Origin of the sequence: Pseudomonas sp. NPDC087697 (assembly GCF_044743155.1) — a bacterium.
Classification (GTDB): domain Bacteria; phylum Pseudomonadota; class Gammaproteobacteria; order Pseudomonadales; family Pseudomonadaceae; genus Aquipseudomonas.
Window position 1 is genome coordinate 85,634 of sequence record NZ_JBIUVW010000017.1, and the last position, 15,510, is coordinate 101,143.

The following is a 15,510-nucleotide window of genomic DNA, read 5'->3' on the forward strand; positions in this document are numbered from 1 at the left end:
TAACTGAAAGACCGGATAGCCTGATTTCACGACTGCTGCGCAGCCGAACGCAGGCTACGCCAGCTGCTACGGGGTCAGTGTTGCTTATACCCGCGCGGGGGCCGTCACCCCAAACCGCGCTCGATAATCACTCGGTGCAAGGCCGGTGATTTTTTTGAACGTGGCGCGAAACGCACCCGGGTCCGAATACCCCACGTTCCAGGCGATATGGTCGATAGTGCCGTTGGTGAATTCGAGCATTTCCCGGGCCTTGCCGACTCGCAGGTGCTGGCAATACTCGGTCGGTTTCAAACCGGTCGCGGCTCGAAAGCGCCGCAGGAACGTGCGCTCCTCCAGCCCCGCCTGCTGAGACATCACGCTCAGCGACACCTCCACCGCCCCGTTGGCTTGCAACCAATGCTGAACCTTGAGAATCGCTGCATCGCCATGGCTCAGAATCGGCGCGAAGTTGCTCCCGCACTCGCTCGCACTGTCGCTGTGTTCGATCACCAGAAAACGCGCCGTGCTGGTGGCGATGCTCGGCCCGAGTAAGCGGTCGACCAGGCGCAAACCCAGCTCCGACCAGGCCATCAACCCGGCCGTGGTGATCAGGTCACCGTCGTCGACGATGGGCTTGTCGGCGTTGAGTGTGATCTTCGGGTAACGCTCGGCGAATTTTTTCGCTGAGGTCCAGTGGGTAGTGGCGCTGCGACCGTCGAGCAAACCGCTTTCGGCTAACAGAATCGACCCCACGCAAACCCCGCCCAGGGTCGCGCCAGCCGCGTGTTGCTGACGAATCCACTGGATCAGTGGCGGCGGTGCCTGGCCTTCGGAGAAACCGGCAATCGACGGCGGGATCAACAGCGCTTTCAGTGCGCCGTCGGGAGCGGGATGGCTGTCGTAAATGCGTTGGGGCGCATGCTCGGTATCAGCCTGCCAGTGGCTGACCCGCAATAATGGCAACTGCGTGCTCTGATGCTCGGCGGCGATACGATTCGCGACACTGAACAGATCCGTCAAACCATGTACCGCCGCCATCTGCGCGCCGGGATAGATCAGCACGCCCAATTCGGCGACTGCGCTTTCTATGCCCATTGTCAGTTTTCCCCCTTCTATTGTCGGTGCGGCCAATCCTCGAATGGCCGGTGAAACCCAATACTGGGTTCCACACAAACCCATCCGAGGAAACACCCATGGCCAAGCAAGCACTCATCGTAGTCGATATCCAGAATGACTACTTCCCCCAAGGCAAATGGCCGTTGGTCGGCGCTGACGCGGCTGCCGACAACGCCGCGCGGATGATCCAGGCCTTCCGCGACGCTGGCGATCAGGTGGTGCATATCCGCCATGAATTCACCTCTGACACCGCGCCGTTCTTCGCGCCCGGCTCGGAGGGCGCGCAGCTGCACCGCAAAGTCCTCAACCGCAGTCATGAGCCGGTGGTGCTCAAACACTTCGTCAACGCGTTCCGTGAAACCGAACTACAGTCAATCCTCGACCAACACGGCATCGAGAATCTGGTGATCGTCGGCAGCATGAGCCACATGTGCATCGACGGCGTCACTCGAGCCGCAGCCGACCTTGGCTACACCGTCACGGTGATCCACGACGCCTGCGCCACCCGTGATCTGGAGTTCAACGGTGTTGTTGTTCCGGCAGCCCAGGTACACGCCGCTTTCATGTCGGCCTTGGGCTTTGCCTATGCAACGGTGGTGTCCACCAGCGATTACCTGGCGGCCAGCCACTGAGCCTCACCTAACCAGGCATTCATTGGAGAATGATTGACATGGCTACTCTCACGACTCGCGAAGGCAACACGCTTTACTACAAGGATTGGGGCAGTGGGCAGCCTGTGGTGTTCAGCCACGGCTGGCCGCTGAGCGCCGACAGCTGGGAATCGCAGATGCTGCACTTTGCCAACAACGGCTTTCGCGCCATCGCTCATGACCGTCGCGGCCATGGTCGTTCGAGCCAGCCGTGGGATGGCAACGACATGGATCACTACGCCGATGACCTTGCCGAACTGATCGAACACCTGGACCTGAAGAATGTGATCCTTTTCGGCTTCTCCACTGGTGGTGGCGAAGTCGCCCGCTACATCGGCCGTCACGGCACCAGACGCCTGGCCAAGGCCGGACTGATTTCTGCTGTGCCGCCGCTGATGCTGAAAACCGAAACCAACCCCAAAGGCTTGCCGATCGAGGTCTTCGACGGCATCCGCGCCGCCTCCATCGCCGATCGCTCGCAACTCTACAAAGACATTGCGAGCGGCCCGTTCTTCGGTTTCAACCGTCCGGGAGCCAAATCATCCCAGGGCCTGATCGATTCGTTCTGGATGCAAGGCATGATGGGTGGCCACAAAAACACCCTCGATAGCATCAAGGCCTTCTCGGAAACCGACTTTCGCGACGACCTGAAAAAGTTCGACATCCCGACCCTGATCATCCACGGCGATGACGACCAGATCGTGCCGATTCAGGCCGCAGGGCTTGAGAGCAAGCGATTGATCGACCATGCGAAATTGATCGTTTATCCGGGTGCGCCTCACGGGCTGACGGACACCCACAAAGAGAAGGTGAATGCGGATATGTTGGCGTTTGCCAAAGGCTGATCGCCCCTGAAAAAACCGAAGGCCCGCAGCGCTGACACGCTGCGGGCCTTTTTTTGTGATGAAAATCAGTCGAATAAAAATCTCACGCGTGAGTTGTTGAGAGCATTTGAATTTATCTGTAGTGTTCTCACGCGTGATACAAAAACAGCGGAGCCACTGCTATGAAACGTCGCTCTCCATCAGCCTCAGACACCGAACCCGCGAGCAGCCAGGGAGAGCGCTCGAAACCCTCCACAAAAAAACCGTCGAGCTTCTACATGAAGCAGATGCGCGGAGGACTTAGCGCCGCCGGCTATGTGAAACATGAAACTTGGGTGCTTCCCGAAAACCGAAGCCTGCTCAAGCAAATGGAGAAACAGCTACGCCAGCCGATCCTGGCTGGCTCATTCATGTTGGAGGATTACATGAGCGCAGGTAACAACTGGAACATCGATCGCCTCTTCAGCGCCCTGCTGGCCCTCGATGAGGTGACATCAAATGAAATCACCCCAACGCTGATTCAAGGCTCCGAGCAAAGCATCAAGCTGGAAATGAACGAATTTGGTGGGCTGCCGATTTACATCGCCGTCGTCGGCGAGCAAATCATCGTCGACACCGTGTTGGTCGATCTCGAATCCATCAAGGATGTGCAGCGCTTCAACGATGCCGTGCTGCGCAGCCGGGAAATGTTCCCGCTGTCGTCGATCGGTATCGAATCCATGCCCAACGGGCAGACCGTCTACAGCATGTTCGGTGCACTCAGTTCCGAGTCCAGCCTGACCAACGTCGTGACCGAAATCAAAACCCTCGTCGACAACGTTCAGCGCGCCAGCGAAGCCTTCGAAGGCTTCTTCAACTAATTTCCGGGAGTACCGACTCATGCAAAACCAATCGATCTGGAGCAAGTTGTTCACCGCACTGCGCGGCGGCGCCAGCGAAGTCGGCGAAGCCATCGCCGACCAACAGGCCCTGCGCATCCTCGATCAGGAAATCCGCGACGCCGACAACGCCCTGGCAAATGCCAAGCGCGAACTGGTCACCATCATGGCCAAGCACAAACTCTCGGCCGAGCGCGTGGCGCAATACAACGCCAAGATCAAGGATCTGGAGTCCAAGGCCATGGCCGCGATCCAGGCCAACCGTGAAGACCTGGCACTGGAAGTGGCCGAAGCCATTTCGACCCTGACCAACGAACTCGACGCCGAACAGAAGCAAACTACCGAGTTCGGTGCTTACGCCGACAAAATGCGCAAGGACATCACCAAGGCCGAAGCCCGCATCAAGAGCCTGCGTCAACAAGTGGACATGGCCAAGGCCCGTGAAAGCGTACAGAAAGCGCAGGTCAGCGCCTCCATCGCCAGCGGTGGCGCCAATGGCAAACTGGAAACTGCGGTCAGTACCCTGAACCGTCTACAAGCCAAGCAAGAGCAACGGGCAGCCGAGCTGGAAGCGAGCGACGAACTGGCGGACGCGTCCACCGGTAACGACCTGGAGCGCAAGCTGCGCGAAGCCGGCATCACCCCGGACCAGGGCAGCGCGAACGCGATTCTGGACCGCCTGAAAAAGCAATCGGCCGAATAACCGGCTCACGTAAGCACTCAAAAGGAAGGGCACCGGCGTGCCCTTCTTTTTGTCGATTCGAGGACAAGGATGGACAGGGTAACCGGCTTCAAGATCATCGCAGGCCTGGCCATGCTGATGGTCGCGATACACCTGCTGAATGTGCTGACAGGCTACAGCCTGACGATGTTCGGCCTGGTACCCCGAACCGCCCACGGCCTCGTCGGGATTGTGACCTCACCGTTTCTGCACGTGTCCGCCGCACACCTGATCGCCAACCTGGTGCCGTTCCTGGTGCTGGGAACCCTGGTGATTGCCGAGGGTTTCAAACGCTTTGCGGCGGTCAGCGCAATCATCATTCTGCTCGGCGGCTCACTGGTCTGGCTGTTCGGCTTCAACGGCGTTCATGTGGGCGCCAGCGCCTGGGTCTTTGGCCTCTGGGCGTACCTTCTGGGACGCGCCTGGTTCCACCGCAGCTGGAGCAACGTACTGATTGCCGGCATTGTCGCCCTCCTCTACGGAAGTCTGATTTTCGGCTTTATTCCGCGCCAGGGCACTTCATTTGAAGGGCATATTGGCGGCGCATTCGCCGGATTTATTGCTGCACGGTTACTTCTCTCTGCGCCACCCGCGTCCAGGGCGGCGAACTCTTCTAAATCGCCTCCACCCGCCTGAAGGAAATCGCCAATGGGATGGTTTAAACAGTTGATGGGCCTTGAGGCCCCGACACCCAAGGACAGCGCGCCGGTTGCCGGCCCTCTCGGGCTCGGCCAGGGAAAAGCACTGATCTTCGATACCACCCTTAAACTGTTGCTCGACGAAAAAACCAGCGTCGTCATTCCCGGCACCCAGCAGATCTGGAGCGTCGGCACCGTCGACCTCGGCCAGTCGACCTGGCTTTCACGCTACTACATGGACGACGAAGACTACTGGCTGCAGGTCCACACCACCGGCGCCATCGCCGGTCAGGTCGAGTCGGTGATCCTGTTCAACTACCAAAGCTACGTCACCCTCAACAGTGAAGCCGAACTGCGCAGGCTCGCGGGGCCGGAAAGCCTGATCGGCCTGCCGACCTACACCCATGACGGCGTCGAATACACCCGTGAGTGGGGCACCGAGATCGGGCAGACCGAACTGGTGGCCTTCAGTGAGCAGGTCAGCAATCCGGATCAGTCCTACGTCGTGGAACATCGTTCGATGCTCTATGCCCGCGAAACCGGCCTGACCGACCGCCGCGAATTCCTGCTGTTTTCCGTCGAAGAAGACGCCGAAGGCAGCATCAGCTTGAGCACCTCACTGGGTATCTCGCTGTACACCACCGACCTCAGTACTCTTTAAAAAGGAACAGCCAATGTTAGAAGCACTCTCCGTCTCGCTGAACAAAGCCGCCGTCCTGGGATTTGTTTCGTACATCATCGGTGCCGCCTTGCTGTTCGCGATTTTCCAGTTCGTCTACACCCGCATCACGCCGCACAAAGAGTTCGAACTGATTCGCTCCGGCAACACCGCAGCCGCCATCGCCCTGTCCGGCGCCATCATCGGTTTCGCGATTCCGGCGAGCAACGTGATTGCCTACTCGGTCAGCCTGCTGGACTTCGCTGTGTGGGCACTGATTGCCGCAGTGGTGCAACTGCTGGCATTCCTGATGACCAACCTGGTGCTCAATGGCACCTCCGAACGCATCCGTAACGGTGAAATCGCCGCAGCCATCTACGTCGCAGCCGTCGCCATCAGCGTTGGCCTGCTCAATGCCGCGTGCATGACTCCTTCACAGAACTGATCGCGCCATGGAGGCAATGATGAAACGAAGCAAGTACGTTCAACTGTCCCTGGCAGCCTCGGTCGCTATCGCGATATCAGGCTGCGGGCCGACAGAAAAAACCTACACAGTGAATCAAAAATTCAACTTTCAATCCGTGCAGCAGTGCGTGGATCAGAAGTTTCCGGTGAATGTCTGCTCCGAAGCCTACATGGGCGCCATCGCCGAACACCGTCGCCTCGCGCCGCTGTACGACAGCCAGGCCGATTGCGACGCCGACTTTGTCGCCGACTGGTGCCAGCAGGACTCCACCGGCAAGTTCATTCCAAAGCTCGGCGGCTTCGAGCTGGCAGCCAATGGCCAGATCACACAAACCCAGCTGGACGCCGCCAAATCACAACTGCCCGCCTCCGAAGCCAGCTCAGGCGGCTCAGGAGGAGGCGTCGTGAACGGTCTTCTGGCCGGCATGCTGATCAGCAACATGCTGAACAGCAACCGGGGCAGCTACTCCTCCGAACCGGTTTACCGCTACCGCGATTCACGCGGTGACTTCTCATCCTCGACGCTCAGCCAGCGCATCGCCACGGGATCGAGCTTCACCAAATCCGACCAGGCAAAATACGGCAAGGGCTACAGCAGCTCTACGTTCAAGTCGAGCAGCACCAAGCCGATCTCGGTAGCGTCGTCCACATCTCGAGGCGGTTTTGGCAGCCAGGCCAGCGCACGCAGCGGCTGGGGCGGATCGAGCAGTTTCGGTGGGTCGAGCAGTTAAGGAGCGAGCGTCATGAAGAAAATCCTCTGCAAGGAACGTCACGACTGGAAGCAGACCGCCGAAAACCTCGGCTTTATGTTTCACACCATCGACGACGAGCCCTACTGGGACGAGAGCGCGTATTACCAATTCACGCTCAAGCAGATCGAGAATGATCTCGAAGACCCCACCAGCGAGATCCATGAGATGTGCATGGACCTGGTCGACCGAGTGGTGCAGAGCGAAGAACTGCTGGAACGCCTGAGCATTCCAGCGCCCTTCTTCGACATGATTCGCACTTCTTGGCGCGAAGGCCATCCGCACCTTTACGGTCGCCTGGACTTCTCCTACAACGGCACCGGCCCCACCAAATTGCTGGAACTCAACTATGACACGCCCACCAGCCTGTACGAGGCGTCGGCGTTTCAATGGGGCTGGCTGGAGCAATGCATCGAACGCGGCTTGCTGCCCAGTCATGCCGACCAGTTCAACAGCATCGATACCAAGCTGCACCAGGCCTTTGCGCAATTGCAGATCAAACAGCCTTTCTACTTCGCCTCGATGAAACAGTCGGTCGAAGACAAGGGCACCACCGACTACTTGCGCCTGATCGCGGAAAAAGTCGGGATCGAGTCACGCCATATCGATATCGAAGACATCGGCCTCAATAGTGAAGGACGGTTCGTCGATCTTGAAGAACGCTGGATCCCTCACCTGTTCAAACTGCACGCCTGGGAATTCATTTTCCACGAGCCGTTTGGTGAAGCCATCGCCCAGAGTGACACGCAGTTTTTCGAGCCTGCCTGGAAATCGATCATCTCGAACAAGGGCATCCTTCCCCTGCTGTGGGAGTCCAACAAAGGGCACCCGAACCTGCTCGCCTCCCACCTGGACCCCAAGCCCGGCAAAGCGGTGCCTAAAGGCTGGGTGCGCAAGCCGTTCTTCTCCCGCGAAGGCGCCAACATCGAGCTGCACACCCCGGATGGTCTGGTCGTGAAGGAAGACGGGCCGTACACCGATGCGCCGTTCATCCTTCAGGAGTTCGCCCCGCTGCCGCAGTTCAGCGACAGCTACACGCTGATCGGCTCTTGGGTGATCGGCGACCAGGCCGCCGGCATCGGCGTGCGCGAGGACAACAGCTTGATCACCAAAGACTCAAGCCGCTTCCTGCCGCACCTGATACTCGACTGAACGACTTCCTGCCTCCACGGAAAACCCCCAAAGAAAAAGGCCCGCAGCGTTAGCTACGGGCCTTTTGTCTACATCCGGCAGATCTGATGATCAGAACGGAATATCGTCATCAAAGCTGTCGAAATCCGGAGCCGGTTGCGGAGCGGCCTGCTGTTGTGGCGCTGGACGCGACTCACGCTGTGGCTGCTGCGATGGCTGTGGACGGGACTGCTGTGGACGCGGTGCCGAGTTGGACATGCCGCCCTGGCCTTGTTGGTCGCCCTGTGGACGGCCGCCCAGCAGTTGCATGGTGCCTTGCATGTCGACCACGATTTCAGTGGTGTAACGCTTGATACCGTCTTTTTCCCATTCGCGGGTTTGCAGCTTGCCTTCGATGTAGACCTGCGAACCTTTACGCAGGTATTCGCCGGCGATTTCCGCAACCTTGCCGAACATCGATACACGGTGCCATTCGGTCTTTTCGACTTTCTGACCGGTTTGCTTGTCGGTCCATTGTTCGCTGGTCGCCAGACTCAGGTTGGTCACGGCGTTACCGTTAGGCAAGTAGCGAACTTCGGGATCCTGGCCGCAAGTGCCGACCAATATGACTTTGTTAACCCCACGGGCCATAACGTTCTCCTAGGCTTCGCACGCTGTCGGGGCCGGGTTGTTGACCAGGCTCTCGAGGGTCGTGCGATCCAATAGTTCGGTGTCCAATTTGATGTAAATGGCCGCTTCATCAGCAACCACCACTGCATCTGTTACCCCAACGACGGCCAGCAGGCGCTCGACCAGACCAGCCTCGCGGATCGCTTCAGGCGATAACGGCAAGCGCAGGCTCGTCACATAGGGAGGTTCACGCATGGTAACAGCAAAGGCCAACCAGAGGGCAGCCAGTCCTGCGCATCCAAGGAACACAGCCGACAGACCGCCATGCTGGAACATCCAGCCGCCCATGATCCCGCCCAGTGCCGAACCGAGGAACTGACTGGTGGAATAAACCCCCATCGCCGTGCCCTTGCCGCCTGCCGGTGAAACCTTGCTGATCAGCGACGGCAACGAAGCTTCCAGCAGATTGAACGCGGTGAAGAACACCACCGTACCAATCACCAGAGCCCGCAAGCTGTCGCCGAACTGCCAGAAGAATAGCTCAGTGAGCATCAGCGTACTGACCGCACCGAGTAAAACTCGTTTCATTTTGCGTTTCTTCTCGCCGTAGATAATGAACGGGATCATGGCGAAGAACGAAATCAGCAGCGCCGTCAGGTACACCCACCAGTGCTGCTCTTTGGGCAGCCCGGCTTTCTCGACCAGCGCCAACGGCAACGCGACGAAGCTCGACATCAACATCGCGTGCAACACAAAAATACCCAGATCCAGACGCAGCAGGTCGGGATGTTTGAGCGTTGGGATCAGCGCCTGACGTGCCACACCGGATTCGCGATGCTGCAACGGACCGGTGGAACGCGGCACCATGAACATCACGATCACGATGCCAAACAGCGCCATGCCGCCAGTGGCGAGGAACAGCCCGGACAGACCGAAGGCACGGGTCAGCAATGGCCCGACCACCATGGCGACAGCGAACGACAGACCGATGGTCATGCCGATCATGGCCATGGCTTTCGTCCGATGCTGTTCGCGGGTCAGGTCCGACAGCAAGGCCATGACCGCCGCGGAAATCGCCCCGGCGCCTTGCAGGATTCGTCCGGCGATCACGCCCCAGATCGAATCGGCGTTGGCGGCCAGCACGCTGCCGAGGGCAAAGACGATCAGCCCCAGGTAAATCACCGGGCGGCGGCCGATACGGTCGGAAATGATCCCGAACGGAATCTGAAAAATCGCCTGCGTCAGGCCGTAAGCGCCAATCGCCAGACCGATGAGGGCCGGGGTCGCTCCTGCGAGATCCATTCCATAGGTCGCCAATACCGGCAACACCATAAACATGCCAAGCATACGGAAGGCGAACACCAGGGCCAGACCGCTTGCTGCGCGGGTCTCGCCACCACTCATGCGTTCGCTGTGGGGATCGTGCATGGAATTACCTCATGTGAACCGGCGGCGATTCTACCAGTCCCATCGGTTGACGGGGTATAGGGCGACGCTTTGTCGCGAGCCTGCTTCGCGCACTTGTCAGGCGTCGTTCAGCAAGCGTCATTTGATAGTGTGCATCCATCCAGTATTTGCCCGTATACTCCTACGTTTTCGACGCCCGCCAAGCGAGGCCACCTTGGACAAGATCCTGATTCGTGGGGCTCGAACCCACAACCTGAAGAACATCGACCTGACCCTGCCACGGGACAAGCTGATCGTTATCACCGGCTTGTCCGGGTCCGGCAAGTCTTCCCTGGCATTCGACACCCTGTATGCCGAGGGTCAGCGACGCTATGTCGAGTCGCTGTCGGCCTACGCCCGGCAGTTCCTGTCGATGATGGAAAAGCCTGACGTCGACACCATCGAAGGCCTGTCGCCAGCCATCTCCATCGAACAGAAGTCGACCTCGCACAACCCGCGTTCGACGGTCGGCACCATCACCGAAATCTACGACTACTTGCGCCTGCTTTATGCTCGCGTGGGGATTCCGCGCTGCCCGGATCACGACATTCCACTGGAAGCCCAGACCGTCAGCCAGATGGTCGACCTGGTCCTCGCAGAGCCTGAAGGCAGCAAGTTGATGCTGCTGGCGCCGGTGATCCGTGAGCGCAAGGGTGAACACCTTTCAGTCTTTGAAGAACTGCGCGCGCAGGGCTTTGTCCGGGCCCGGGTCAACGGCAAGCTCTTCGAACTGGACGAGTTGCCTAAGCTGGATAAACAGAAGAAGCACTCGATCGATGTCGTGGTCGACCGCTTCAAGGTCCGCGCCGATCTGCAACAGCGTCTGGCCGAGTCGTTCGAGACGGCGCTGAAGCTGGCGGATGGCATTGCGCTGATCGCGCCGATGGACGACGAGCCGGGAGAAGAAATGATCTTCTCCGCACGCTTCGCCTGCCCGATCTGCGGCCACGCCATCAGCGAGCTGGAACCCAAGCTGTTTTCCTTCAACAACCCGGCCGGTGCCTGCCCGACCTGCGACGGTTTGGGGGTCAAACAGTTCTTCGACATCAAGCGCCTGGTCAATGGTGAACTGACCCTGGCCGAGGGCGCGATTCGCGGCTGGGACAGGCGTAACGTCTACTACTTCCAGATGCTCGGCTCACTGGCCGCGCATTACGGCTTCAGCCTGGAAGTACCGTTCAATCAACTGCCCACTGATCTGCAGAAAGTCATCCTGCATGGCAGTGGCACGCAGAACGTCGACTTCAAGTACCTGAACGACCGTGGCGACATCGTCAAACGCTCGCACCCGTTCGAAGGTATCGTGCCGAACCTGGACCGTCGCTACCGCGAAACCGAGTCCGCTTCGGTGCGAGAAGAACTGGCCAAGTTCCTCAGCACCCAACCTTGCCCGGATTGCCGCGGCACTCGCCTGCGTCGTGAAGCGCGGCATGTGTGGGTCGGCGAGAAGACACTGCCAGCGGTGACCAACCTGCCGATTGGCGATGCCTCCGAGTACTTCGGCACGCTGAAACTGACGGGGCGACGCGGCGAAATTGCCGACAAGATTCTCAAGGAAATCCGCGAGCGCTTGCAGTTCCTGGTCAACGTCGGCCTCGATTACCTGTCGCTGGACCGCAGCGCCGACACGCTGTCCGGCGGCGAAGCGCAACGTATTCGTCTGGCCAGCCAGATCGGCGCTGGTCTGGTGGGCGTGCTGTACATCCTCGACGAACCGTCGATTGGTCTGCACCAGCGCGACAATGATCGGCTGCTGGGGACGCTCAAGCATCTGCGAGATATCGGCAACACGGTGATCGTGGTCGAGCACGACGAAGACGCGATTCGTCTGGCCGACTATGTGGTGGATATCGGCCCTGGCGCGGGCGTGCACGGCGGTCACATTGTCGCCGAAGGCACCCCGGCCGAAGTCATGGCTCACCCTGACTCGCTGACCGGTAAATACCTGTCCGGCCGCGTGAAGATCGAAGTCCCGGCCAAACGTACGCCGCGCAACAAGAAGCTCTCGCTGTCGCTCAAAGGCGCTCGGGGCAACAACCTGCGCGATGTCGATCTGGACATTCCACTCGGCCTGCTGACCTGCGTGACCGGCGTGTCCGGTTCCGGCAAGTCGACACTGATCAACAACACCCTGTTCCCGCTCAGCGCCACCGCACTGAACGGCGCGACCACCCTGGAAGCCGCAGCCCACGACAGCATCAAGGGCCTTGAGCATCTGGACAAAGTCGTCGACATCGACCAAAGCCCGATCGGCCGTACGCCGCGCTCCAACCCGGCGACCTACACCGGGTTGTTCACACCAATTCGCGAACTGTTTGCCGGCGTGCCGGAATCCCGTTCACGCGGCTACGGTCCCGGACGCTTCTCCTTCAACGTGAAGGGCGGACGCTGCGAAGCCTGTCAGGGCGATGGCCTGATCAAGGTGGAAATGCACTTCCTGCCGGACATCTATGTCCCGTGCGACGTCTGCAAGAGCAAGCGCTACAACCGCGAAACCCTGGAAATCAAGTACAAGGGCAAGAGCATCCACGAAACCCTGGAAATGACTATCGAAGAAGCGCGAGTGTTCTTCGATGCGGTTCCGGCCCTGGCGCGCAAGCTTCAGACGTTGATGGATGTAGGCCTCTCGTACATCAAGCTGGGGCAATCGGCGACCACGCTATCGGGCGGTGAAGCGCAGCGGGTCAAGCTGTCCCGTGAGCTGTCCAAACGCGATACCGGCAAAACCCTGTACATCCTCGATGAGCCGACCACCGGTCTGCACTTTGCGGATATCCAGCAGCTGCTTGATGTACTCCATCGTCTGCGCGATCACGGCAACACTGTCGTGGTAATCGAGCACAACCTGGACGTGATCAAGACCGCTGACTGGCTGGTGGACCTTGGGCCGGAAGGCGGCTCCAAGGGCGGGCAAATCATCGCCGTGGGTACACCGGAGGAAGTCGCCGAGATGAAGCAGTCTTATACCGGTTACTACCTCAAGCCGTTGCTGGAGCGCGACCGGGCTTAACATCGACGCATGAAAAAGCCCCGGTCACTTCATCAGTGACCGGGGCTTTTTTGTGCCTGACTTGTAGGAGCCAAGCTTGCTCGCGATGGCGATTTCAAGGACGCCATCGCCGGCAAGCCGTGCTCCTACAAGTCAGGCATAGCATCAGAACTGCGATTGCAGATAGTTTTCCAGACCGACCAGCTTGATCAGACCCAACTGCTTCTCCAGCCAGTAAGTGTGATCTTCTTCGGTGTCGGCCAATTGAACCCGCAGGATCTCGCGGCTGACGTAGTCCTTGTGCAGCTCGCAGAGCTCGATGCCCTTGCAAAGCGCGGCACGGACTTTGTATTCCAGGCGCAAGTCGGCAGCGAGCATCTCAGGCACCGTAGTGCCGATGTCCAGATCGTCTGGACGCATACGCGGTGTGCCTTCGAGCATGAGGATCCGACGCATCAGTGCATCGGCGTGCTGGGCCTCTTCTTCCATCTCGTGATTGATGCGCTCGTAGAGCTCGGTAAAACCCCAGTCCTCATACATCCGCGAATGGATGAAATATTGATCACGTGCTGCCAATTCGCCCGTGAGCAACGTGTTGAGGTAATCGATTACGTCCGGGTGACCTTGCATCGCCCTACATCTCCCTGCTTGAAAGTCTGTAGTTTGAACCACGCCGTCCGATCGGTCACTCGAATAGCGCGATTAAAGCGAAGATATTCTGAGAAAAGTGGTTTAAATAACGCAAAAACCGCCCAAATGAGGGCGGTTCTGCTTATCGTTTAGACTTAGTTAAGCTGTACATCCAACGCCTTTGCGATGCCTTCTCCGTAAGCAGTATCAGCCTTGTAGAAGTGTTGCAACTGACGTTGAACCACATCACTGGAAACACCCGACATCGCACCGGCAATGTTGTTGATCAGCAGGGTTTTCTGCTCATCGTTCATCAACCGGAACAGCGCACCGGCGTGGCTGTAGTAGTCAGTGTCTTCGCGGTGATCGTAACGATCGGCCGCGCCGCTCAGAGCCAGCGCCGGCTCTGCATACTGTGGAGCCTGCTTTGGCGCATCAGCGTAGCTGTTTGGCTCGTAGTTCGGCGAACCACCGCCGTTGTTGCCAAATGCCATCGAGCCGTCGCGCTGGTAGCTGTTGACCGGGCTGCGCGGCGCATTCACCGGCAATTGCTGGTGATTGGTACCGACACGGTAGCGGTGAGCATCGGCGTAGGCGAACACCCGACCTTGCAGCATACGGTCCGGCGACAGGCCCACACCCGGCACCATGTTGCTTGGACCAAACGCCGCCTGCTCAACTTCAGCGAAGTAGTTCTGCGGATTGCGATTGAGCTCAAGCTCACCGACTTCGATCAGCGGGAACTCTTTCTGCGACCAGGTTTTGGTCACGTCGAATGGGTTCTCGTAATGCGCCGCAGCCTGGGCCTCGGTCATGATCTGAATGCACACGCGCCATTTCGGGAAATCTCCGCGCTCGATCGCACCGAACAGGTCGCGCTGAGCATAATCAGGATCAGTACCAGCCAGGCGCGCAGCCTCTGCCGGCGCCAGATTCTTGATGCCCTGCTTGGTCTTGTAGTGCCATTTCACCCAGTGACGCTCGCCTTTGGCGTCGATCAGGCTGTAGGTGTGGCTGCCAAAGCCGTGCATATGACGGTAGCCGTCAGGAATGCCACGATCAGAAAACAGAATGGTGACCTGGTGCAGTGCCTCAGGCGAATGCGACCAGAAGTCCCACATCATCTGTGCGCTTTTCAGGTTGCTTTGCGGCAGACGCTTTTGGGTGTGGATAAAGTCCGGGAACTTCAACGGGTCACGAATGAAGAACACTGGCGTGTTGTTGCCCACGATGTCCCAGTTGCCTTCTTCGGTGTAGAACTTCAGCGCAAAGCCACGCGGGTCGCGTTCGGTGTCTGCCGAACCGCGCTCTCCACCAACGGTGGAAAAGCGCAGGAAGGTTGGGGTTTGCTTGCCAACGGACTCAAACAGTTTGGCGCTGGTGTACCGGGTAATGTCGCGAGTAACGGTGAACGTACCGTAAGCACCCGAGCCTTTGGCGTGTACACGGCGCTCAGGGATGTTTTCACGGTTGAAGTGGGCAAGCTTCTCGATCAGGTGAAAATCGTCGAGCAGCAGCGGGCCACGAGGGCCGGCGGAGCGGGAATTCTGGTTGTCGGCGACTGGCGCGCCACTGGCGGTAGTAAGCGTTTTATTCTGGCTCATGCTCAATCTTCCTCTTCCGTCTTGGGAACTGCCGGCTAATCGGCTGGAAGGGAGTATTGACCGTGAGCATGACACCATCAAATTCATTAAATTGTGGGCGCCGATAGAAATTAACTAACGATCAACCCTTGCAGATACTAAGGGTATCGGCTTAGCGCTCCAACGTACTTTTCTTGCAGGCACAAAAAACCGGGCCTAGTGCCCGGTTCTTCGTTTCAGACTGACGTCTTACTCAGCGGATACAGCTTCACCGCCGACAGGACGATCAACCAACTCGACGTACGCCATAGGCGCGTTGTCGCCAGTGCGGAAACCGCACTTGAGGATGCGCAGGTAGCCACCCTCACGGGTAGCGTAACGCTTGCCCAGGTCGTTGAAGAGCTTTCCAACGATAGCTTTCGAACGAGTACGGTCGAAAGCCAG

The 15,510-nt window shown here is 58.8% G+C and carries 16 protein-coding genes; 10 read left to right on the forward strand and 6 right to left on the reverse strand.

The window, feature by feature from the left end:
* Nucleotides 1-84: 84 nt before the first annotated feature.
* Entirely contained in the window at nt 85-1,074 is a 990-nt protein-coding gene (locus tag ACIPIN_RS14560) for a GlxA family transcriptional regulator (protein WP_401119746.1), read from the reverse strand.
* A gap of 98 nt (nt 1,075-1,172) precedes the next feature.
* Here ACIPIN_RS14560 and ACIPIN_RS14565 point away from each other — a divergent pair, with 98 nt between their 5' ends.
* The 9 genes from ACIPIN_RS14565 to ACIPIN_RS14605 all read left to right on the forward strand — a co-directional run bounded on the left by ACIPIN_RS14565 (nt 1,173) and on the right by ACIPIN_RS14605 (nt 7,830).
* On the forward strand, nt 1,173-1,727 hold the full coding sequence (locus ACIPIN_RS14565) for a cysteine hydrolase family protein (protein WP_401119747.1): 555 nt from the start codon (nt 1,173-1,175) through the stop codon (nt 1,725-1,727).
* Between the two features lie 38 nt (nt 1,728-1,765).
* Nucleotides 1,766-2,590, forward strand: a complete 825-nt coding sequence (locus ACIPIN_RS14570) for an alpha/beta fold hydrolase (protein WP_401119748.1) — start codon at nt 1,766-1,768, stop codon at nt 2,588-2,590.
* Between the two features lie 161 nt (nt 2,591-2,751).
* Nucleotides 2,752-3,429: a YjfI family protein gene (locus ACIPIN_RS14575; RefSeq protein ID WP_401119750.1), complete on the forward strand. Its 678-nt coding sequence runs from the start codon at nt 2,752-2,754 to the stop codon at nt 3,427-3,429.
* Nucleotides 3,430-3,448: 19 nt separating this feature from the next.
* Complete coding sequence (locus tag ACIPIN_RS14580) at nt 3,449-4,150, forward strand: PspA/IM30 family protein (RefSeq protein ID WP_401119751.1); 702 nt, start codon at nt 3,449-3,451, stop codon at nt 4,148-4,150.
* 69 nt (nt 4,151-4,219) lie between these two features.
* Complete coding sequence (locus tag ACIPIN_RS14585) at nt 4,220-4,804, forward strand: rhomboid family intramembrane serine protease (RefSeq protein WP_401119752.1); 585 nt, start codon at nt 4,220-4,222, stop codon at nt 4,802-4,804.
* Between the two features lie 12 nt (nt 4,805-4,816).
* The gene (locus ACIPIN_RS14590) at nt 4,817-5,467 is read left to right on the forward strand and encodes a DUF2491 family protein (protein WP_401119754.1); all 651 of its coding nucleotides are present in this window, start codon (nt 4,817-4,819) and stop codon (nt 5,465-5,467) included.
* 13 nt (nt 5,468-5,480) lie between these two features.
* Nucleotides 5,481-5,909, forward strand: a complete 429-nt coding sequence (locus tag ACIPIN_RS14595) for a DUF350 domain-containing protein (protein WP_401119756.1) — start codon at nt 5,481-5,483, stop codon at nt 5,907-5,909.
* A 19-nt stretch (nt 5,910-5,928) separates the two neighbouring features.
* Nucleotides 5,929-6,660: a DUF1190 domain-containing protein gene (locus ACIPIN_RS14600; RefSeq protein WP_401119757.1), complete on the forward strand. Its 732-nt coding sequence runs from the start codon at nt 5,929-5,931 to the stop codon at nt 6,658-6,660.
* A 12-nt stretch (nt 6,661-6,672) separates the two neighbouring features.
* Entirely contained in the window at nt 6,673-7,830 is a 1,158-nt protein-coding gene (locus ACIPIN_RS14605; RefSeq protein ID WP_401119758.1) for a glutathionylspermidine synthase family protein, read from the forward strand.
* Between the two features lie 90 nt (nt 7,831-7,920).
* On the opposite strand, the gene ACIPIN_RS14610 is transcribed toward ACIPIN_RS14605, so the two are convergent.
* Both ACIPIN_RS14610 and ACIPIN_RS14615 read right to left on the reverse strand, forming a co-directional pair.
* Nucleotides 7,921-8,439, reverse strand: a complete 519-nt coding sequence (locus ACIPIN_RS14610) for a single-stranded DNA-binding protein (RefSeq protein ID WP_071553156.1) — start codon at nt 8,437-8,439, stop codon at nt 7,921-7,923.
* Nucleotides 8,440-8,448: 9 nt separating this feature from the next.
* Nucleotides 8,449-9,846, reverse strand: coding sequence for an MFS transporter (locus ACIPIN_RS14615; protein ID WP_401119761.1), 1,398 nt, complete (start codon nt 9,844-9,846; stop codon nt 8,449-8,451).
* A 193-nt stretch (nt 9,847-10,039) separates the two neighbouring features.
* On the opposite strand from ACIPIN_RS14615, the gene uvrA reads away from it, so the two are divergent.
* Nucleotides 10,040-12,874, forward strand: a complete 2,835-nt coding sequence (gene uvrA, locus ACIPIN_RS14620) for an excinuclease ABC subunit UvrA (protein ID WP_401119762.1) — start codon at nt 10,040-10,042, stop codon at nt 12,872-12,874.
* Nucleotides 12,875-13,018: 144 nt separating this feature from the next.
* Here the strand turns inward: uvrA and bfr are convergent, their stop codons facing one another.
* The 3 genes from bfr to ACIPIN_RS14635 all read right to left on the reverse strand — a co-directional run.
* Complete coding sequence (gene bfr / locus ACIPIN_RS14625; protein WP_123423433.1) at nt 13,019-13,483, reverse strand: bacterioferritin; 465 nt, start codon at nt 13,481-13,483, stop codon at nt 13,019-13,021.
* A 155-nt stretch (nt 13,484-13,638) separates the two neighbouring features.
* Nucleotides 13,639-15,087 carry a catalase gene (locus ACIPIN_RS14630; protein WP_401119764.1) on the reverse strand — a complete coding sequence of 483 codons (1,449 nt, stop codon included), beginning with the start codon at nt 15,085-15,087 and terminating at the stop codon, nt 13,639-13,641.
* A 228-nt stretch (nt 15,088-15,315) separates the two neighbouring features.
* Nucleotides 15,316-15,510 (reverse strand): bL17 family ribosomal protein (locus ACIPIN_RS14635; RefSeq protein WP_401119766.1); only part of this gene is annotated, 195 nt, incomplete at its 5' end.